The sequence below is a fragment of the Gordonia sesuvii genome, from assembly GCF_036350415.1.
GTDB classification, from domain to species: domain Bacteria; phylum Actinomycetota; class Actinomycetes; order Mycobacteriales; family Mycobacteriaceae; genus Gordonia; species Gordonia sesuvii.
Genome location: NZ_JAZDUF010000010.1, coordinates 1 through 18,634, shown reverse-complemented (window position 1 = coordinate 18,634; position 18,634 = coordinate 1). Strand labels below are relative to the sequence as shown.

General features: G+C 66.8%; 17 protein-coding genes and 1 pseudogene. 14 read left to right on the top strand and 4 right to left on the bottom strand.

The genetic code is table 11. The features are described from left to right. Window positions 1-139: 139 nt before the first annotated feature. From VZC37_RS23650 to VZC37_RS23625, 6 genes are all read left to right on the top strand, one after another. Window positions 140-1,228, top strand: coding sequence for a Re/Si-specific NAD(P)(+) transhydrogenase subunit alpha (locus VZC37_RS23650; RefSeq protein WP_330436425.1), 1,089 nt, complete (start codon window positions 140-142; stop codon window positions 1,226-1,228). After that, window positions 1,228-1,533 carry an NAD(P) transhydrogenase subunit alpha part 2 gene (locus tag VZC37_RS23645; RefSeq protein WP_330436423.1) on the top strand — a complete coding sequence of 102 codons (306 nt, stop codon included), beginning with the start codon at window positions 1,228-1,230 and terminating at the stop codon, window positions 1,531-1,533. The genes VZC37_RS23650 and VZC37_RS23645 overlap by 1 nt, the downstream gene beginning before the upstream one ends. After that, the gene (locus VZC37_RS23640; RefSeq protein WP_330436421.1) at window positions 1,530-3,059 is read left to right on the top strand and encodes an NAD(P)(+) transhydrogenase (Re/Si-specific) subunit beta; all 1,530 of its coding nucleotides are present in this window, start codon (window positions 1,530-1,532) and stop codon (window positions 3,057-3,059) included. Before VZC37_RS23645 ends, VZC37_RS23640 begins: the two co-directional genes overlap by 4 nt. A 197-nt stretch (window positions 3,060-3,256) precedes the next feature. After that, window positions 3,257-3,679 (top strand): nitroreductase family deazaflavin-dependent oxidoreductase, encoded by a 423-nt coding sequence (locus VZC37_RS23635; RefSeq protein ID WP_330436420.1) that lies wholly within the window; start codon window positions 3,257-3,259, stop codon window positions 3,677-3,679. An 80-nt stretch (window positions 3,680-3,759) separates the two neighbouring features. Then, entirely contained in the window at window positions 3,760-4,194 is a 435-nt protein-coding gene (locus VZC37_RS23630) for a DoxX family protein (protein ID WP_330436419.1), read from the top strand. Between the two features lie 149 nt (window positions 4,195-4,343). Further along, the gene (locus VZC37_RS23625) at window positions 4,344-5,363 is read left to right on the top strand and encodes an ElyC/SanA/YdcF family protein (RefSeq protein WP_330436418.1); all 1,020 of its coding nucleotides are present in this window, start codon (window positions 4,344-4,346) and stop codon (window positions 5,361-5,363) included. Window positions 5,364-5,376: 13 nt separating this feature from the next. On the opposite strand, the gene VZC37_RS23620 is transcribed toward VZC37_RS23625, so the two are convergent. Beyond that, entirely contained in the window at window positions 5,377-6,084 is a 708-nt protein-coding gene (locus VZC37_RS23620) for a GntR family transcriptional regulator (RefSeq protein WP_330436417.1), read from the bottom strand. Between the two features lie 164 nt (window positions 6,085-6,248). On the opposite strand from VZC37_RS23620, the gene VZC37_RS23615 reads away from it, so the two are divergent. The 6 genes from VZC37_RS23615 to VZC37_RS23590 are packed head-to-tail and all read left to right on the top strand — an operon-like array spanning window position 6,249 to window position 12,354. Continuing rightward, a complete protein-coding gene (locus VZC37_RS23615) occupies window positions 6,249-7,232 on the top strand; it encodes a BMP family ABC transporter substrate-binding protein (protein ID WP_330436416.1) in 984 nt (327 codons plus the stop codon). A gap of 10 nt (window positions 7,233-7,242) precedes the next feature. Then, window positions 7,243-8,784 (top strand): ABC transporter ATP-binding protein, encoded by a 1,542-nt coding sequence (locus VZC37_RS23610; protein ID WP_330436415.1) that lies wholly within the window; start codon window positions 7,243-7,245, stop codon window positions 8,782-8,784. Then, window positions 8,784-9,935: an ABC transporter permease gene (locus VZC37_RS23605; RefSeq protein ID WP_330436414.1), complete on the top strand. Its 1,152-nt coding sequence runs from the start codon at window positions 8,784-8,786 to the stop codon at window positions 9,933-9,935. The genes VZC37_RS23610 and VZC37_RS23605 overlap by 1 nt, the downstream gene beginning before the upstream one ends. Beyond that, window positions 9,932-10,858, top strand: a complete 927-nt coding sequence (locus VZC37_RS23600) for an ABC transporter permease (RefSeq protein WP_330436413.1) — start codon at window positions 9,932-9,934, stop codon at window positions 10,856-10,858. The genes VZC37_RS23605 and VZC37_RS23600 overlap by 4 nt, the downstream gene beginning before the upstream one ends. Window positions 10,859-10,906: 48 nt before the next feature. Then, window positions 10,907-11,887 carry an ornithine cyclodeaminase family protein gene (locus VZC37_RS23595; RefSeq protein ID WP_330436412.1) on the top strand — a complete coding sequence of 327 codons (981 nt, stop codon included), beginning with the start codon at window positions 10,907-10,909 and terminating at the stop codon, window positions 11,885-11,887. After that, entirely contained in the window at window positions 11,884-12,354 is a 471-nt protein-coding gene (locus VZC37_RS23590; protein WP_330436410.1) for a nucleoside deaminase, read from the top strand. Before VZC37_RS23595 ends, VZC37_RS23590 begins: the two co-directional genes overlap by 4 nt. Before the next feature lies 1 nt (window position 12,355). Here the strand turns inward: VZC37_RS23590 and VZC37_RS23585 are convergent, their stop codons facing one another. Then, a complete protein-coding gene (locus VZC37_RS23585; RefSeq protein WP_330436409.1) occupies window positions 12,356-13,114 on the bottom strand; it encodes a metallophosphoesterase in 759 nt (252 codons plus the stop codon). Between the two features lie 134 nt (window positions 13,115-13,248). Here VZC37_RS23585 and VZC37_RS23580 point away from each other — a divergent pair, with 134 nt between their 5' ends. Next, window positions 13,249-14,103 carry an SDR family NAD(P)-dependent oxidoreductase gene (locus tag VZC37_RS23580; protein WP_330436407.1) on the top strand — a complete coding sequence of 285 codons (855 nt, stop codon included), beginning with the start codon at window positions 13,249-13,251 and terminating at the stop codon, window positions 14,101-14,103. Between the two features lie 22 nt (window positions 14,104-14,125). Here the strand turns inward: VZC37_RS23580 and VZC37_RS23575 are convergent. Both VZC37_RS23575 and VZC37_RS23570 read right to left on the bottom strand, forming a co-directional pair. Next, window positions 14,126-14,868, bottom strand: a pseudogene (locus VZC37_RS23575) (dienelactone hydrolase family protein). Window positions 14,869-14,908: 40 nt separating this feature from the next. Continuing rightward, window positions 14,909-17,404, bottom strand: a complete 2,496-nt coding sequence (locus tag VZC37_RS23570; protein ID WP_330436405.1) for an ATP-dependent DNA ligase — start codon at window positions 17,402-17,404, stop codon at window positions 14,909-14,911. An 83-nt stretch (window positions 17,405-17,487) separates the two neighbouring features. Between VZC37_RS23570 and ku the strand changes: the two genes are divergently transcribed. Further along, a complete protein-coding gene (ku, locus tag VZC37_RS23565) occupies window positions 17,488-18,438 on the top strand; it encodes a non-homologous end joining protein Ku (RefSeq protein ID WP_488803387.1) in 951 nt (316 codons plus the stop codon). The last annotated feature ends 196 nt before the right edge of the window (window positions 18,439-18,634 follow it).

The window sequence follows — 18,634 nt, the reverse complement described above, 5'->3', positions numbered from 1 at the left end:
GTTCGTCGCACGTTTTTTCTGTGAGCCGGGTGACAATGCACTGCTCCCGGCGCATCGCAACCGCGATCCGAATGCGATGTGAGGCGACCGCGGGTCCGGTCAGCCAAGTGCGAACTGTCCGAAACCAAAGGTGAGATCTATGAGTGTGGGTGTCGTGCGCGAGTCCGCCGCGGGCGAGCGCCGTGTGGCGCTGGTCCCGAAGGTGGTGGGCACGCTGGTCGGCAAGGGTGTCCCGGTGATCGTGGAATCGGGTGCCGGTCTGGAGGCTTTGATCCCAGACGAACAATACGTGGACGCGGGTGCGACGATCGGCGACCCGTATTCGGCCGACGTGGTGGTGCGGGTTGCTCCGCCGTCGGATGCCGAGATCGGGAAGTTGCGCAGCGGGCAGAAACTGATCGGATTCCTCGCGCCGCGCAACGCGGACAACCAGATCGACGCGCTGAAGTCGGCGGGAGTCGAGGCGTACGCGGTCGAGGCCATTCCGCGGATCTCGCGCGCGCAGGTGATGGACGCGCTCAGTTCGCAGGCCAACGTCGCCGGCTACAAGGCGGTCATCTCCGCGGCGGATCTGTCGACCCGGTTCTTCCCGATGCTGACCACCGCTGCCGGGACGGTCAAGCCGGCGACGGTGTTGGTGTTGGGTGTGGGTGTCGCCGGACTCCAGGCGTTGGCCACCGCCAAGCGTCTGGGTGGCCGGACCACCGGGTACGACGTGCGGCCCGAGGTGGCCGAGCAGGTGCGGTCGGTGGGTGCCCAGTGGCTCGACCTCGGCATCGACGCCGCGGGCGAAGGGGGCTACGCCCGTGAACTCACCGATGACGAGCGCGCGAAGCAGCAGCAGGCCCTCGAGGACGCCATCAAGAGCTTCGACGTGGTGATCACCACCGCGCTGGTGCCGGGTCGTCCCGCGCCGCGCCTGGTGACGGCTGCCGCGGTCGAAGGGATGAAAGCCGGCAGCGTGGTCGTCGACCTCGCGGGCGAGACCGGCGGGAACTGCGAACTGACCGAACCCGGGCAGACCGTCGTCAAGCACGACGTGACCATCACGTCGCCGCTGAACCTGCCGGCGACGATGCCCGAGCACGCCAGTGAGCTCTATTCGAAGAACCTGCTCGCACTCATCGAGCTGATGCTCGACGACAACGGTGCGATCACACCGGATTTCGAAGACGAGGTGGTCGCCGCGTCGTGCGTCACCCGCAGCGACGAGGAGGTGTCGGCCTGATGTACACCGGACTGCTGGCGAACATCGCGATCCTGGTTCTGGCCGGGTTCGTGGGCTTCGCCGTCATCTCCAAGGTGCCCAACACCTTGCACACCCCGCTGATGTCGGGCACCAACGCCATCCACGGCATCGTCGTGCTCGGTGCGCTGGTCGTGCTGGGCAAACTGCCCGCCGACGCCAACTGGGGTATTCGGATCATCGCGTTCGTCGCGTTGGTGTTCGGCACCCTCAACGTGATCGGTGGCTTCGCCGTCACCGACCGGATGCTGGGCATGTTCAAGGGTAAGAAGGAGGTCGCCAAGTGACCGCGCACCTGGTGCTGGCGGCGGACGCCCACACCCCGAGTCAGGGCATCTCCTATCTGGTGATGGCCCTCTACATCGTCTCGTTCTCCCTGTTCATCTACGGCCTGATGGGTCTGACCGGTCCGAAGACGGCGGTGCGCGGCAACTGGATCGCCGCCGTCGGTATGGGGCTGGCCGTCGCGGCGACACTGCTCTACGTCTACAACGAAGGTGCCGTCGGAGACGACGGACACTCCACCGTCGGGGTTCCGGCGATCAACTGGATTCTGATCGTCATCGGTCTGGTTCTCGGTGTGGTACTGGGTATTCCGCCCGCCCTGAAGACCAAGATGACCGCGATGCCGCAGCTGGTCGCGCTGTTCAACGGCGTGGGTGGCGGCACCGTCGCACTGATCGCGTGGGCGGAGTTCCTCGAGACCTCGGGATTCTCGGTGTTCCACAACACCGAGCCCGCCTCGCCGCTGGTGATCGGGTCACTGATCGCGGCGATCATCGGGTCGATCTCGTTCTGGGGATCGCTGGTCGCATTCTCCAAACTGCAGGACATCGTGCCCAAGGGTGTGGAGAAGGCATTCGTCGGCAACGCGCGGCTGTTCCAGTTGGCCAACATGGTGCTGCTGGTGGTGGCGCTCGGCATCGCGATCTACCTCGGTATCGACGCCGCGAACGGCGGCGGTGCCAGCGGATGGTGGATGGTCGGTCTGCTCGTCGCGGCCGGTGTGATGGGACTGTTCGTGGTGTTCCCGATCGGCGGCGCCGACATGCCGGTGGTCATCTCGCTGCTCAACGCCATGACCGGATTGTCGGCCGCCGCAGCGGGTATCGCGCTGGACAACACCGCACTGATCGTCGCCGGCATGATCGTCGGCGCGTCGGGCTCGATCCTGACGAACCTGATGGCCAAGGCGATGAACCGGTCCATCCCGGCGATCGTGTTCGGCTCCTTCGGTGGCGGCGACGACGCCGCGGCCGGTGGACCCGGTGCCGCGGGCGGAACCGTCAAGGCCACCTCGGCCGCCGACGCCGCCATCCAGATGGCATATGCGAATCAGGTGATCGTCGTTCCCGGTTACGGTTTGGCCGTCGCACAGGCGCAGCACGCCGTCAAGGAGATGGCCGCTCTGCTGGAAGGGAAGGGCGTCGAGGTCAAGTACGCCATCCATCCGGTCGCCGGCCGGATGCCCGGCCACATGAACGTGCTGCTCGCCGAGGCCGACGTCGAGTACGACGCGATGAAGGAGATGGACGACATCAACGGTGAGTTCAACCGCACCGACGTCGCCATCGTCATCGGCGCCAACGACGTCACCAACCCGGCGGCACGCAACGACCCGAGTTCGCCGATCCACGGGATGCCGATCCTCAATGTCGACGAGGCACGTTCGACGATCGTGCTCAAGCGGTCGATGAGCTCCGGCTACGCCGGCATCGAGAACCCGCTGTTCTTCGCCGACGGCACCTCGATGCTCTTCGGCGACGCGAAGAAGAGTGTCGACAGCGTCATCGAGGAGCTCAAGGCGCTGTAGGCGGGCTCGCCGACGCTGATTGTCGGTTCTTCCCCCAGGTCTCGCTTCGTCGGCCGGTTGCAGTCGGCCGACGAAGCAAGGTCTGGGGGAAGAGTCGTTTTCGGGTGGGGCGGCGACGATGGGGTCAGGAATCGAGAAGCGTGGTCCGAGGGGGCTCACTACCGTGGGTGGTAGTAGGCCCGATGAAGGAGGAGACGATGTCGTTGTCACTGTGGTTTCAGCGAAAGATGAACGCGTACACCACCAGTAAGCTGCGGCGAAAGGGCAAGCCGCAGATGATGGGTATGGACATGCTCATCCTGCACACCACCGGGCGCAGGAGCGGAGCAGCGCGCGAGACCCCGATCTCCTGGTTCGCCGCAGAGAACGGCGCGCGGTTGCTCGTCGCGTCGGGAGGCGGCAAACGCAACCCCGACTGGTACGCGAACCTGATGGCACATCCGGAATCCGCGGAGATCGAACTTCCGAACGGTCAGAAGGAAGCCGTGACGCCGGTGCTGCTCGACGGGGCCGACCGTGAACACGCGTGGCAGCGCATCACCAGCGAACAGCCGCGCTACGCCAAATACGCATCGAAGTCCGATCGCGAATACCCACTGGTCAAACTGGTTTCTCGCTGACCTTCGGCGGTCGGCGATGAGTTTCTCCGCGAGCTGTGGTCTAACCCGGCAGAACCACTCACACCCACCCGGAGGACATCATGACCGCTTCAACCACCACCACCAGCACCCCCACCGCCGACGTGCAGACCGGTTCCCGGAACTGGAGGCACACAACGGGAGTCGTGCTCAGCGTGCTGCTCGGCGCCTTCCTGGCGTTCGACATCGTCGGCAAGGTGACCCAGCCCGAATCCGTGATCGACGGGACCGCCGAACTGGGGTTCCCGATCGACCAGACCTACGTCATGGCGATCGCACTTGCGGCTTGCCTTGTCGCGTATGCGATCCCGCGTACCGCTGTGCTCGGCGCGATCGGTCTGACCGCCTACTTCGGCGGAGCGGTGACCGCACACATGCGGGTCGAGGACCCGCTGCTGGACCACACGCTGTTCCCGGTGTACTTCGGCATCCTCGTCTGGGCCGCACTGGCTCTGCGTCGTCCGGAGCTGTTGAAGGTGGCGGGAATCCGGCGTTGATCCGCCACTCACACCTCTCGTTCGCGCTCATCGGGGGATGAGCGCGAACGAGTCGTGTGAGCGGCCACGGCCTTCGGGTGTTATCCATCTGGGACCGGACGGGTGCGGCGTCGTTGCCGAACCGCCGTACTGTTACGCAAGTGACAAATGTGACCAGAGTGAAACGGCGCCGGAGAATCGCTGCGCTCACCACCATCGCGGCATGTGCGATCGGCGGGGCCGTCGTCGGCGGGCTGCCGGCCGATCGCGCGGGTCACCTCGACGTGCGGCCGGTGGTCACGGCGGTCGACCCGTCCACCTATTACAACTCGGCGCAGCAGAAGTTCGCCGCCGGAGATGTCCCCGGCGGTCTCGAGTCCCTCGAGGAGATGCTCGCCGTCGTTCCGGTTGATCCCTATGCCCTTGCTCTGCAGGCGATCTGGTCCGCACAGGCCGATGATCCCGCCGCGAGCAAAGCTGCGCTGACGCGGCTGAACGGCATCAACCGGACCTTGGCGACCGCGGCCCGCAACATCATCGACGGCGTGGACGCCGCGGCGCAGATAGTCCCGGACACCGCGCCGAAAACGATCTCCGGGCAGCCGACCATCGTCATCCTCGGCTTCGGTCTCAATCGCAACGGCAAGATGGCACCCGAGCTCGTTCGTCGGGTCACCGCAGGCAAGTCGCAGGCCGGCACCATGTCGACCGCGCCGATCGTGGTGAGTGGAGGAGCACCTCAGGCCGGCGTCACCGAGGCGGCCGCGATGAAGAAGTGGCTGGTGTCCAAGGGGGTCGACGCGGGCCGGATCACCGAGGAGGGACGCTCGGGATCGACGGTCGGAAACGCCCAGAACACCGCCGAGATCCTGCGTGGCCGAGGTGTCAGCGAGATCATCCTGATCACCTCGCCCAACCACATCCGTCGTGCTGCAGCCGATTTCGCCGCGGTCGGGCTCCGATCCGTCGCGACGGTCACCACCGAGACGGAACTGTCGAAGTACGCCAACCCCCTGACCCGCGACCAGCAGAAGGGAATTCGCCTCGAGGCCACCCGTGCCGCCGGGATTCCGGCGACACGTCAGGCCGGCCTCCCGCTGCCGGACAACCTGCCCGACACCGGACCGGCGCTGCTCACGGAGTTCCTCGAGGGCCTGCTCGACGCGGGTTCGTCCATGCTGGGGGAGTAGGAGAGGCCCGCGCTCACCTGCGCCGACTCTTGGTCAGGGCGACCGGATCGAGAGTCGTGCGCGACCACTCGGCCGCCATCGCCAGACTGGTGGCGCGACCCGAATGCACGTGGTGGAACGCGGATTCGGCCGCCCGGTCGGGATCATGATCGGCGATGGCCGCCAGCAGTTCCTCGTGCTCGCGACATTGCACGCCGGGATCGCGCGACTTCGTCAGATGGAAGAGCCATTGTGTCCGGGCTTCGAGTGGGCCGAGAATGTTCTCCAGCAAGGGGTTTGCCGCGAGATCGACGATGATCGTGTGAAACCGGGCGTTGGCGGCGGCGATGGCCGGCTTGTCGTCGCGGGCAGTCGCGTCGCGTGCGATCTCGAGTTGGTCGGCGAGAGCTTCGAGTCCGGCCGCGTCGGCGCGTTCTGCCGCGAGCCGCGCCGCCAGGACCTCGAGGCTCTCCCGGACATCGAACAGGTCGCGCACGTCGTCTGCGGTGAACGGGGCGACAATCGCTCCCTGACGGGGGACCACAACGACGAGGCCGTCCTGCTGCAGTCGTTGTATCGCTTCGCGGAGCGGTATGCGGGACACCTCGAGTTCGACCGCGAGATCGCGTTCGACCAGTCGGGTCCCGGGAGGTAGCTCGAGGCCGACGATCTGCGCACGCAACGCGTCGTAGGCATGGTCGCGCAGCGACTTCTTCGTTGCTGCCGCTTCGGCTCTGGTCACTGTCGTCTCCTCGCGTCCCGAAGGTCAGCGTACCGGCCGCACCGTTAACGGTATACCGTTAACGGTCCTCTTACGGATGCGTAATGCGTACGCAATGAACGGCCTCGACTCTCTTCATAACGGTATACCGCTAAGGGGTTGCCCCGACTGACCAGGAGAAAGCCATGAAACGCACGCTTCCCATCGCGCTGATCGCCGCGGGCGCGCTCGCACTCGGCCTGACCGGCTGCGGATCATCCGGCTCTGCTGCCGACGACGGAACTCTCACCGTCGGGGTGTTTCTGCCCGGCTCGGTCAACGACACCGGATTCATGCAGTCGGCCTACGCCGGCGTCGACCGGGTCAGGGAACAATACGGCGATCAGGTCGAGATCAGTTACGTCGAGCAGGTCGCGGCCGCCGACTACCAGCAGGCGCTGCAGCGATTCGCCTCCGAGAACGAGCTCGTGATCTCGGTGGGCGGGCAGACCGATGCCGACCTTCGTAAGGTCGCCCCGCAGTTCCCGGACGTCACGTTCGTCGAGATCGGCGGTCCGGCGGACGCAGAACCGATGGAGAATCTCGCCTACTACGACCCGCAACAGGCCGAAGCCGAGTTCGTGGCCGGTGCGGCGGCGGCCACATCGTCGACAGCGGGAACCATCGGTTTCGTTGGCGGCGTGGAGCTTCCGGCGATCGTCAACTCTGCCATAGCTTTCGAGAACGGCGCCGACTTCGCGCGCCCCGGAGTACGGGTTCTGGCCCCTCAGTACGTCGGCGACTTCAACGATCCGGCCAAGGCCAAGCAGGCCGCGGCCGCGGCGTACGCCGGGGGTGCCGATGTCCTCAGTCAGGTCGTCAACCTCGGTAAACAGGGTTTGGAGCAGGCGGCGCAGGAAACCGGAAACCGGATGAGCGGCGGGCCCATTCCCGGGGACTGCACCAATCCGGTCTACACCGGTTACGTCAAGACCGACATCGGAACCGAGGTCGAGTACGCGGTGACCTCGATGCTCGACGGCACCTGGGAGGCCGCACAGGTCCCGTTCGGGCTGACCACCGACAAGAACGGCACCGACTACGTCGTGTGCTCGACCGATCCCGCAGTGACCCAGGCGGTCGAGCGGGCGAAATCCGCCATCGCCGACGGCTCGGTCACCCCCTACTGAGCCGCCCACGATGTCGATCACCACGGATATCCCGGTGACCGGGACGGACTCGCTGCTCACCCTCGACTCGGTGGCCAAGACCTTCGGAACGGTACGGGCACTACGCGACGTGACCATGTCCGTCCGTACCGGCGCGGTGCACTGCATTCTCGGCGAGAACGGCGCAGGCAAGTCCACCCTGTGCAACACCATCTTCGGGACGGTGTCGCCGGATGCCGGTCGGATGATGCTCGGCGACAAAGCGTACCGACCCGCCGGGCCGGCAGACGCGATCGATGCCGGTGTGGCCATGGTGCATCAGCACTTCTCGCTGATCCCGACCATGACGGTCGCCGACAACCTTCTGCTCGGCTCCGGAGGATTCCGTCCGCCGCGGCGGCAACTGCGGGAGAACCTCGATCGGGTCGCCGACGAGTACGGACTGCGGGTCGACCCGGCGACGATGGTGAAAGACCTCAGTGTCGGTGCTCGGCAGCGCGTGGAGATCGTCAAGGCGCTCCTGCGGGATCCGCGTCTGATCCTGCTCGATGAGCCCACCGCGGTTCTCGATCCGGGCGAGATCGACGCACTCATCGCGACCTGCACGGCCCTTGCCGCGAGCGGGAAGTCGGTCGTGCTGATCACCCACAAGCTCGGTGAGGTCGCCCGGGTCGCGGACGAGGCCACCGTGCTGCGAGGCGGGACCGTCGTCGGCGGTGGGCCGCTCGCCGACGTAACGCGATCGGAGTTGCTCGAGCTCATGCTGGGCGACGCCACATCACCCATCGAAGCCCCGCTCCGTGCACCGCGAGCGCCTGTCGATTCGCCTGTCTGCCTACAGGTCAACGGTGTCCGCGTGACCCATGAAGATGGCCGGGTCGCCCTGTCGGGGGTGGATCTCGACGTCCGGGCGGGCGAGATCGTCGGGATCGCCGGCGTGGAGGGCAACGGCCAGTCGGAGCTGACGGCGGTGCTCTCGGGCGCGTTGCGCCCAGACGCGGGCACGGTGACGATCGACGGGGTCGACCTGACCACGGCGACGCCGGCCCGCCGGACGCGCGCAGGTCTCGCGGTGATCCCCGAGGACCGTCACGCCGAAGGCATGATCGCCGCGATGAGTATCGCCGAGAACCTGGCGATGCCACGGCTCTCCCGATATCGACGCTGGGGCCTGCTCGATCGGTCCCGGATGCGGGCCGACGCGCAGACCGCGATCACCGAGTTCGATGTCCGTGCGCCGGGTCCGGACGCATCGATCGGCAGTCTGTCCGGTGGCAACCAGCAGAAGGTGGTGCTCGCCCGGGAACTCTGCACACCCGGATTGCGTGTCGTGGTCGCCGCGCAGCCGACACGTGGGCTCGACGTCGGCGCCGTCGCGTTCGTCCTCGACCGATTGCGGGCCGCCGCCGACGAGGGAGCGGCCGTCCTCGTGACCTCGAGCGAGCTCGACGAACTGCTGTCCGTGTGCGATCGCGTCGTCGTCGCCTACCGAGGCGGACTGCATGGGTCCGTCGATACCCGAGACCCGGATGCCGCCCGCGAAGTCGGCAACCTACTCACAGGAGTCGCGTGATGACCACCGTCCACTCCCGGTTGCGGCCGCTGTCGAGCGTGCCCCTGAGCCCACGCAACCCGATCGTCGTCGGGCTCGGAGCGCTGGTGATCGCCGCCGGAGTCGGCCTCGCGCTCGCCGCCACGGCCGGCGCGAGTCCGGCAACCGCTATCCGAGCACTGATCGACGGAACCCTGGGTTCGCCGTTCGCCGTGGGCACCTCGATGAACAGCGCAGCAGTCCTGATGCTGGTCGCGATCGGCTTCACGATCGCCTACCGTGCCGGGCTCGTCAACGTCGGCGGCGAGGGTCAGATCTGCCTCGGCGGTATCGCCGCCACCGCGGTCGGGGTGTCGTTGCCCGACGCTGTTCCGCCGATGGTCGGTGTCCCGGTCGCGCTGATCGCTGCGGTCCTCGGCGGCGCACTGTGGGCGGCGATCGCCGCGTGGCTCAAGGTCCGGCGAGGCGCCAGCGAGATCATCACCACTCTGCTGCTGAACTTCGTCGGGCTGGCGATGGTGGTGCTCATGGTGCACGAAGCAGCGTTACTGCGCCAGCCCATGACATCATCGGAAACGTTGCCGCAGTCGGAATCGCTGGCGGAGTCGACGCACCTACCCCTGCTGGGAATCCCGCGCAATCCCGCCACGATCGCGATCGTGATCGCGATCGTCCTGGCCATTGTCGTGGGGATCATGTTGCGTAACAGCGCCATCGGGTTGCGTCTGCGCGCCGTCGGCTCGTCGCCGTCGGCCGCGGCGCGCATGGGTGTACCCATCGATCGCACCAGGTTCCTCGGGCTCACCGCCGCGGGTGGGTGTTCCGGTCTGGCCGGCGGGCTGCTGGTCGCGTCGGCGCCATTCGTTCTGGCCGAGGGCTTTTCATCCGGATTCGGGTTCAGCGGGCTCGTCGTCGGACTGCTGGCCCGCGGGTCGATGATCGCCGTCGCCGGGGTCTCCCTCTTGTTCGGCTTCCTGGTCTCGGGTGGCATCAATCTGCAGCTCGAGGCGGGCGTCCCGTCGTCGACCATCACCGTTGTCCAGAGCATCCTCATCATCCTCATCGCGGCCACGGCCTGGTGGGCATCGTCGGCGCCGCCGGCGCGACCACAACAGCCCGATGACGCCGAAGTTCGCGACGCGGCCGGCGATGCAGAGGAGGTCCGCGCGTGAACACCACCATGATCACCGAGATCTTCACCAGCGGAGCTGCATTCGCGATCCCGCTGCTGCTCGCCGCCACCGGCGAGTCCATCAGCGAGCGAGCCGGCGTCCTCAATCTCAGCATGGAGGGCATCATGCTGTGCGGTGCGTTCACCAGCGTGCTCGCGTCCGCCACCACCGGCTCCGCCGTCCTCGGTGTCCTCGCCGGTATCGGTGCCGGACTCATCTTCGGAGTGATGAACGCACTGCTCAGCGTCCGGTGTCGGGCCGACCAGATCGTGATCGGCGTGGCGGCGAACGCGCTCGCCCTCGGTCTCACCACGTTCGGGTCGCGCATCCTGCTCGGCGGCGGCAAGGGCAACAACGTCCCCGCATTCGACGACATCCACATCCCCGTCATCAGCGACCTCCCCGTCATCGGGCCGGCGCTGTTCGGGCAGACCGCACTGGGATACCTCTGCCTGGCGGTCGTGGTGGCACTCGCGGTCATCTTCTCCGGTCGGACAATGATGGGCATCCGCGTCGATGCGGTGGGCGAGGACGCGACGTCGGCGGGATGGACGGGCTTGGCGGTCAACCGGACTCGAGTGCTCGGTGTGATGATCGCGGCGGGCGCCGGCGGATTGGCCGGAGCGCAGCTGGCTCTGTCGGAGGTGCGGTCGTTCAGTGAGAACATGACCGCGGGCATGGGATACCTGGCGGTCGTCGCCGTGATCGCCGGCCGCTGGCGGGTCGCCGGTATCGTCGTCGCGACGCTGTTCTTCGGTATCGCGCGGGCACTGCAGTTCGCGTTGCCTGCTGTCGGCGTGGACATTCCCTACGCGCTGCTGGTGATGCTGCCCTATGTCATCGCGATCGTGGCCGTCGCCGGGTTCGTCGGTGGGCGCAAGGCCCCATCGTGTCTCACCGTCCCCTATGTCGGTCGCATCTGACCCACCCCTGTCCGAGAACTACGTCAAGGCACGAGAAAGGGCCCAGTGATGGCCATCGTCCTCACCCATTCCGATGTGGTCGACCTGATCGACCGGGCGGCGGTCTACGCCGCGGTCGAACAGGCACACATCGACCTGTCCACCGGCGCCGCCGCCAGTCCGGCGCCGTCGATGCTGCCGATCGATGGCGGTACGGTCCTGCCGATGGCGGCCTCCGCCCGGCGGCATCGCTGCAGTGCCGTGAAGATGTTGTCGGACATGCCGTTCAACCGGGACGCGGGACACCCGGCGCAGCGGTCGACGATCCTCCTCATGTCCGCCGACACCGGCGAGTGCGAGGCGGTGATCGACGGGCGGTTGATCACGGCGATCCGCACCGCGGCCGCCAGCGCCGTCGCCACGGCCCACCTGTCGCGCACCTCGAGCACATCGCTCGGGCTGATCGGGGCGGGCACGCTTGCGGTGGAACACACCCGGGCGATCGCCCGAATCCGCCCGATCGACAAGGTGTTCGTGTGGTCGCGCAGCACCGCGACCGTGGACCGATTCCGCTCTGCCGTAGCAGATCTCGACATCGAGGTCGAGTCGGCCGACTCGCCGCGGCAGGTGGTGTCGGCTGCCGATGTCGTGTGTACGCTGACGCCGTCGCGTGAGCCTATCGTCCAGGGCGGTTGGTTCCGGGCCGGATTGCACATCAATGTCGTCGGTGCCCCGCCGCGGGCGGATCACCGTGAGGTCGACGGCGCAGCCATGGCTGCGGCGCGCGTCGTCGTGGACAGCCGGTCCACCGCGCTGGCAAAATCGGGAGACGTGGTGCTCGCCATCGAGGAAGGCCACCTCACGGCCGACGACGTCGCGATCGAACTCGGCGACGTGATCGTCGAGCCCGAACGAGGTAGGGCTCAGGACGACGAGATCACTCTGTTCAATTCCGTCGGGATCGGACTGCAGGACCTCGTCACCGCGCGCCTGCTGGTCGATGCCGCCACCGAGCGGGGTGTCGGGATGACAGTGGAGCTGGCGGGATGACCAATCCGGATCGCGATCGAGAGTTCTTGCAGCGCAGCATCGATCTGGCCCAACTCGCCGGCGAGGAAGGGAATCGGCCATTCGGCAGCGTTGTCGTCGTGGACGATGCTGTTGTCGCCGAGGGATACAACCAGGTCGGCTCGACCGGCGACATCACGGCGCATGCGGAACTGGTCGCGTTGCGTTCGGCGATCGACGAGGGATTCGGCGAACGGCTCACGGCCGCAACCGTATACGCCAGTGGTGAGCCGTGTCCCATGTGCACCGCGGCATGTGTGTGGGGCGGTATCGGGCGGATCGTGTTCGCCGCATCGTCGGCCGCGTTCACGGAGATCCTGCCCGACGGTCCGCAGTTCCGGTCGACCTGTGCGGGGGTGATCGCGACAAGCGACGCCGCGACCGTGGTGGATGGGCCGCTCCTCGAAGCAGAGGCGTTGCGGGTGATGGGCCGATACGCATCACCGTGAGCTAGAACATCACCGATCGGAAGTGGGTGACGAGCCGCCACGCATCGGGCCCCTCGTCGAGACCGAGCAGGAAATGGAAGGCGATACCCGGCGGCTGTCCGCGGTTGACCACCTCGGTGCCCTCGAACGGAAGATTCAGTGTGGATGCGACGCCGGGCGCGATCGCGAGTGGTCGTCCCGCGAAGGTGGTGACCGACGGGCTGTGCGCGTGCCCGCAGACGAAGCCCACGATGTTCGGGTATTCGGACACCAGGGCCGCGAGACGTTCCTCTCCGGTCTGGCGGATCGAGTCCATGAAGTCCATTCCCAGTGTCACCGGGGGATGGTGAAACGCCACCACGACCGGGGTCTGGGCGCCTGCCGCGGCGATCTCCGCCGACATCCAGGCCAGCGTCTCGTCGGCGATGTGGCCGTCGTTGCGGCCGGGGATGGAGCTGTCGCAGATCACGAACAGCACACCGTCGATGAGCTGTGCCCGGTTGACCGGTGCGCTGCTCTCCCGTCCGAGGAGGCCGGCGTTGAAACGTTCGCGGTGATCATGGTTTCCGGCGGTGATCAGCATCGGCAACGGGCTGTAGAGCACGCCGTGCGCCTCGCGGTACTCGGACTCGCTGCCCTCGTCGGTGATGTCGCCGGTCACCAGCAGGGCGTCGATCCCGTGCGCGCGTGCGTGGATGTAGTCGAGCGTCGCCTCGATCCGGCGGCGGTTGTACCGCGTGCCGTTGAAATGAGGGTCGCTGATGTGGGCGACGACGAACACACACGCTCCTTGGTCACTGACTCACCTGAGGCTAGCCAAGCGTCCGCGAGAAGGCACGATGAGGGCGTGGTCCGGCCGCGTCCACCCACGGCACCTCGTTGACAGCCGCGGTCGCGAGTGACACGGTCAGCGGGGTGAAACGTGTTCTAGTTCGTGGTGCCGACTCGGATCGGTGGACGGGTCGAACAGCGATCGTGACCGGCGGCGGATCGGGCATCGGGGCTGCGCTCACCACTGCCCTCGTCGACGCGGGAGCCGATGTCGTCTGCACCGACATCGACTGCGAGGCCGCCGACCGGGTCGCCGGGCAACTCGCGAGTGGTCGCGGCACCGTGCGTGCGGCCCGGCTCGACGTGACCGATGGGGCTGCGGTTCGGGAACTCGTCGATGCCACGATCGACCATGTCGGGCGGATCGACCTCATGTTCAACAACGCGGGTTTCGCACTGGGCGGCAACACCGAGATGCTCAGCCCGGCGCAATGGGACTCGATCATCGACGTGAACATCCGAGGTGTCGTGCACGGGGTCACCGCCGTCTACCCGCACATGATCCGCCAGCGCTCCGGGCACATCGTCAACACCGCGTCCATGGCCGGTCTCACCGCGGCCGGTCTCCTGACGAGCTACGTCATGACCAAGCACGCCGTCGTCGGATTGTCCCTGGCATTGCGCACCGAGGCGGCCGCCCATGGTGTCGGCGTCCTTGCCCTGTGCCCGGCGGCCGTCGAGACGCCGCTGCTCGATGACCCCGGGGTCGGTGGCTTCAGCGGGCGGTCGTACTACCTGTCCGGGCAGGGCGTGCGCGCCGCGTACCCCGCCGACCGTCTGGCGGCCGAGACCCTCGAGGCCATCGACCGCAACCGGCCGTTGCTCGTCGTCCCGGCGCAGGCCCGGATGGCCTGGCGGTTCTCCCGGTTCGCGCCCGGCGTCATGCAGCATCTGGCGACCAAGTTCGTTGCGCAGCAGCGGCAGCGCCAGAAGCTCTGATCCCTGCCGCCATTGCGTGGGGTCAGTGAAGCGTTCGCGCGAACAATGACCGCAACGCGTCGAAGTGCTCCTCGGTGGCCTCCGGATGGAAGGCGGCGGTGTCCGACATGGTGTATCCGTGCGGCGCACCGGGATACACAGTCGCGTGGTGAGTGACGCCGGAACTGGTCAACGCGTGTTCGAACCTCGCGATCGCCTCGGGAGGCATCGTCGCGTCCCGGTCGGCGTGGATCGCCAGGATCTCGGCGCGAACCTTCGGTAGGCGCAGATGAGGGCTGGCGGAATCGTCGGTCACCAGCCCGCCGGTGTGGAACATGCCGATCGCCCCGACGACATCCGGTCGGGTGGCGGCCGCCAGCAGCGCCCATCGCCCGCCGGCGCAGTAGCCGGTGGCGCCGACCGACCCGTCGGCGACATCGTCGAGTCCGCGCAGCGTGTCGAGGTATCGCGACAAGTCGGCCTCGGCGAGGTCGTCGGTGAGGGCGTGGACCCGGGGCATCGCCTGCGCGAAGAACGGCCGGCGGTTGTCCGGGTCGGTGAGGTCGAGGGTGGACTCGAGTTCCGTTGCGGTGCCGTGACGGTAGAAGACGTTGGGCGCCAACACGACATACCCCCACGACGCGATCCGATCGGCCATCTCCTTGGTCCGGGACGTAGGCCGATGGCGTCGATGACGAACAGCACGCCCGGCAGCGGTCCGGAAACACCGTCCGGCCGGGTGAGATACGCGTCGGCGACGCCGTCGTCGGTGCGGATGTCGATCATCTCGTTGGGCACAGGGGTCCTCTCCTCGGATCGGCTTCTCTCACAGGTCACCTGGTAGTTTGTCCCGCCGGATTCCGCGCCAGCTCGGGTGACGCAGGTGGCCGGTGGTGGTCCAGTCCATGAATCGGACCTCGCCGACGATCTTGGGCAACACCCAGATCGCGCTGGATGCCACCGGGCGGTCCAGTTTGTCCACGAACGGGCATCGGTTGATCCGCAAGGACTCCAGTTCTTCGGCCAGCATGCGCAATTGGGCATCGGAAAAGCCGGTGCCCACCCGGCCGACGTAGCGCAGGCCGGTTTCCTCGGGCAGTCCGAGTAGCAGTGATCCGATGGTGTTGGCGCGGTTCCCACGACCCGGGCGGTAGCCGCCGACCACCACCTCGATATCGCTCCAGTTCTTGTGCTTGAGCCATTGGGTGGTGCGGCGACCCTGCTGATAGGTCGACGTCCGCCGCTTGGCGATGACACCCTCGTACCCTTGCTCGCGGCTCTCCTCGACGGCCGCGCGACCCGGACCCGACAGCAGCGGCGGCACTTCGGCGTAGGCCGACCGCGACAGCAGGGGCGCGATCTCCTCGAGTACCTCGCGACGTTGCGACCACGACCGCCGCAGGAGCGAGGTGCCGTTGAGGTACAGGACGTCGAAGATGTACAGCTTGAGGGTCAGGTCCTCCTCGGTGGCGTTCCGCGCCGACAGCAGCGTGAAGTTGGTGCGACCGCTGGCGTCGAGGGCCACGACCTCGCCGTCGAGGACGACGTCGATGAGACCCAGATCGTCGGCGATGGAACGCAACTCGGGGAAATCCTTGGTCATGTCGATACCCGATCGCGACGTGAGCCGGAAGTTCCCGTCGATGTAGCGCAACAGGATTCGGTAGCCATCCCACTTGCCCTCGAATGCCCAGTCGCGGCCGTCGAGGTTCTCGATCGACTCGTCGGTGGCCAACATCGGCCGCGGATCGCGCAGGCTGTCCGGCAGGATCGGCCGCGGCTCATCGCTCATCAGGTGCGCCAGCCAGTTCTTGTCACCGGTCCGGATCAGGGCGTAGCGCCCCTGGATTCGCTCCCCGTGGAGGCGGACGATGACCTCGTTGTCGCGCCACTTCTCCGTTTCATACGTGCCGCGGTCCCAGATCTCGACATGCCCGCCGCCGTATTCGCCTGCAGGAATGTCACCTTCGAAGTCGGCGTAGTCCATCGGGTGATCCTCGGTGTGCACTGCCAGCCGGTTCTGCCCCGGGTCATCGGGCAGGTTCTTCGGCACCGCCCACGACACCAACACGCCGTCACGCTCGAGCCGGAAGTCGTAGTGCAGGCGGCGGGCGTGATGCTCCTGGATCACGAAGATCGGGCCCTCGGAGGTGTCGCCGGACTCCTGGCGTTCGCGGTGGGCGTCGTCGCCGAACGGTTCGGGGGTCTTACCGGCGTCGCGTTTGCGGCGATACTCGCCGAGGCTGACGACAGGGTCGGGAACAGGGGGATCGGGGATGTGGGGATCGGCGGTTGCCTCGATGAGTTCCTGTGCGGTTGGGGGGCTCTCGGCGTTGGGTTTCTGGGGGGTGGCCCTTCGTGACGACCCTCCGCTAGCGCTCCGGGTCTCCTCAGGGATCGAAGAGGACGACCCTCCGCTAGCGGTCTCCTCAGGGGTCAAACGGGTCGGGGGGACGTCGAGGTCCGCCAACAGGTCGCCCTCGGAGTCGACCCGGTCGAGCACCTCGTCGAACAGCAACTGCGCGATGTCGCGGTCGGAGAGTTCATCCCAGGTCCGCGGTGCCGCCACCCACGGTTGCTCGCGGCCCCGCATCGAATACGGCGCGAGCGTCGTCTTGGAGCCGCTGTTCTGACTCCAGTCGATGAACACCTTGCGGTCGCGAACCGACTTCGCCATCGTCGCGGTGATGTCGTCGGGATGGGCGTTGGCCAGGCTCGTCGCGATCTGTTTGGCGACGGTGCGGGCGGCGTCGGGGGAGACCGGCCGGTCGAACCGCGCGTACAGGTGCATGCCCTTGCCGCCGCTGGTGACCGGGAACGCGGTCAGCCCGGCCGCGGCCAGCATGTCCCGGATCATCAGCGCGACCTCGGCGCACTGGGACAGCGGAACGCCCGGCCCGGGGTCGAGGTCGAGGACGAGGCGATCGGCCTTGGGCGGACCCGAATCGGGTTCGGGCACCCGCCACTGCGGTGTGTGGAGCTCGAGCGCGGCCATTTGCCCGAACCACACCAGATCCGCACGCGACGACGCCAACGGATAGGTGATCACCCGCTTGCTGTGCTGCTCGCCGAAACGCTCGAGCCACTCCGGCGCGGAGGACGGCAGATCCTTCTCGAAGAACGGCATCGACTCGACACCGTTCGGCCACCTCTTGCGGGTTATCGGGCGCCCGTCGAGATGCGGCAGCATCACGTTGGCGATCCGTGAGTAGTAGTCGATGACCTCGAATTTCCGTGTTCCGGTATCGGGGTAGAGCACCTTGTCGAGGTTGGTGATCGCGATGCGACGCCCGTCGACGTCGAGGGTCTCACCACCGGCCATGACGACCATTGTCCACGCTCGATCGCCGGTCGATCTCCCATTGAGCGCCGAGGTTTTCACCAACGGGTGGCACAATGAACGCCATGCGCTCGATCTGGAAGGGCGATCTGAGCTTTGGCCTGGTCAACGTGCCGGTCAAGGTGTACTCGGCCACGGAAAGCCACGACCGGAAGTCGTATCAGGTCGACTCCAAGGACGGCACACGGATTCGGTATCGCCGCGTTCGGGAGGGCACCGACACCGAGGTCGACTACTCCGACATCGCCAATGCCTACGAAACCGACTCCGGCGAAACAGTGATCCTCACCAAAGAGGACCTGGCGACACTGCCGGTGCAGAAGAGCCCGGAGATCTCGATCCTCGAGTTCGTGCCGACCGAGCAGGTCGACCCGATCTACTTCGACAAGCCCTACTACCTCGAGCCGTCGTCGAAGTCTCCGAAGGCGTATGCGCTGCTCGCGCAGGCTCTGCAGAAGACCGAGCGGCTCGCCATCGCGCAGTTCACGTTGCGCAACCGCACACGGTTGGCGGCGCTGCGTGTCGTCGACGGTGTGATGACGTTGCAGACGCTGCTGTGGCCCGACGAGGTGCGTGCCGCCGACTTCCCGTTCCTCGAGGAGGACACCGAGATCCGGCCGCAGGAACTCGACATGGCGGCGTCACTCATCGAGACCATGGCCAAGGACTTCGACCCCTCGGAGTTCGAGGACCGCTATCAGAACGAGCTGTCGAAGCTCGTGGAGGCCAAAGCCGACGGTGCCGAGGCGTTCCCGGAGAGCGACGAGGAGCCCGAGGAAGACGAGGACTCCGAGGTCGCCGATCTGCTGGCCGCCCTGCGGGCATCGGTGAAGGACAAGGATTCCGGCGGGTCGTCGAAGGACGACGACGACAAGGACGCGAAGAAGGCGCCTGCGAAGAAGGCCGCAGCGAAGAAGGCGCCCGCCAAGAAGGCCGCGGCGAAGAAGTCGACGGCGAAGAAGTCCACAGCCAAGAAGGCGCCGGCGAAGAAATCGGCGGCCAAGAAGTCCGCCTGACGATTTCGGCAGTACTTTCTGCTCGTTGCGTTCGGGTCCTCGGATAGACGTATCAAGTGGTGGTGCTCGGGGGTTGACGGCTGCCCGAAACGGGTCTATTCTCGAACATACGTTCGGATGAATGGTCTGCCGGGGGGTGACGATGACCGAACACCATGACGACACCGATTCTGGCGCCGACTGCGCTGCGGACGAG

Bases quoted from the DNA above. Each gene is read 5' to 3' on its own strand.
- VZC37_RS23645 (WP_330436423.1), top strand. From the start codon at position 1,228: ATGTACACCGGACTGCTGGCGAACATCGCGATCCTGGTTCTGGCCGGG.
- VZC37_RS23570 (WP_330436405.1), bottom strand. From the start codon at position 17,404: ATGGCCGGTGGTGAGACCCTCGACGTCGACGGGCGTCGCATCGCGATC.
- VZC37_RS23635 (WP_330436420.1), top strand. From the start codon at position 3,257: ATGTCGTTGTCACTGTGGTTTCAGCGAAAGATGAACGCGTACACCACC.
- VZC37_RS23605 (WP_330436414.1), top strand. From the start codon at position 8,784: ATGACCACCGTCCACTCCCGGTTGCGGCCGCTGTCGAGCGTGCCCCTG.
- ku (WP_488803387.1), top strand. From the start codon at position 17,488: ATGCGCTCGATCTGGAAGGGCGATCTGAGCTTTGGCCTGGTCAACGTG.
- VZC37_RS23595 (WP_330436412.1), top strand. From the start codon at position 10,907: ATGGCCATCGTCCTCACCCATTCCGATGTGGTCGACCTGATCGACCGG.
- VZC37_RS23630 (WP_330436419.1), top strand. From the start codon at position 3,760: ATGACCGCTTCAACCACCACCACCAGCACCCCCACCGCCGACGTGCAG.
- VZC37_RS23590 (WP_330436410.1), top strand. From the start codon at position 11,884: ATGACCAATCCGGATCGCGATCGAGAGTTCTTGCAGCGCAGCATCGAT.
- VZC37_RS23615 (WP_330436416.1), top strand. From the start codon at position 6,249: ATGAAACGCACGCTTCCCATCGCGCTGATCGCCGCGGGCGCGCTCGCA.
- VZC37_RS23610 (WP_330436415.1), top strand. From the start codon at position 7,243: ATGTCGATCACCACGGATATCCCGGTGACCGGGACGGACTCGCTGCTC.
- VZC37_RS23650 (WP_330436425.1), top strand. From the start codon at position 140: ATGAGTGTGGGTGTCGTGCGCGAGTCCGCCGCGGGCGAGCGCCGTGTG.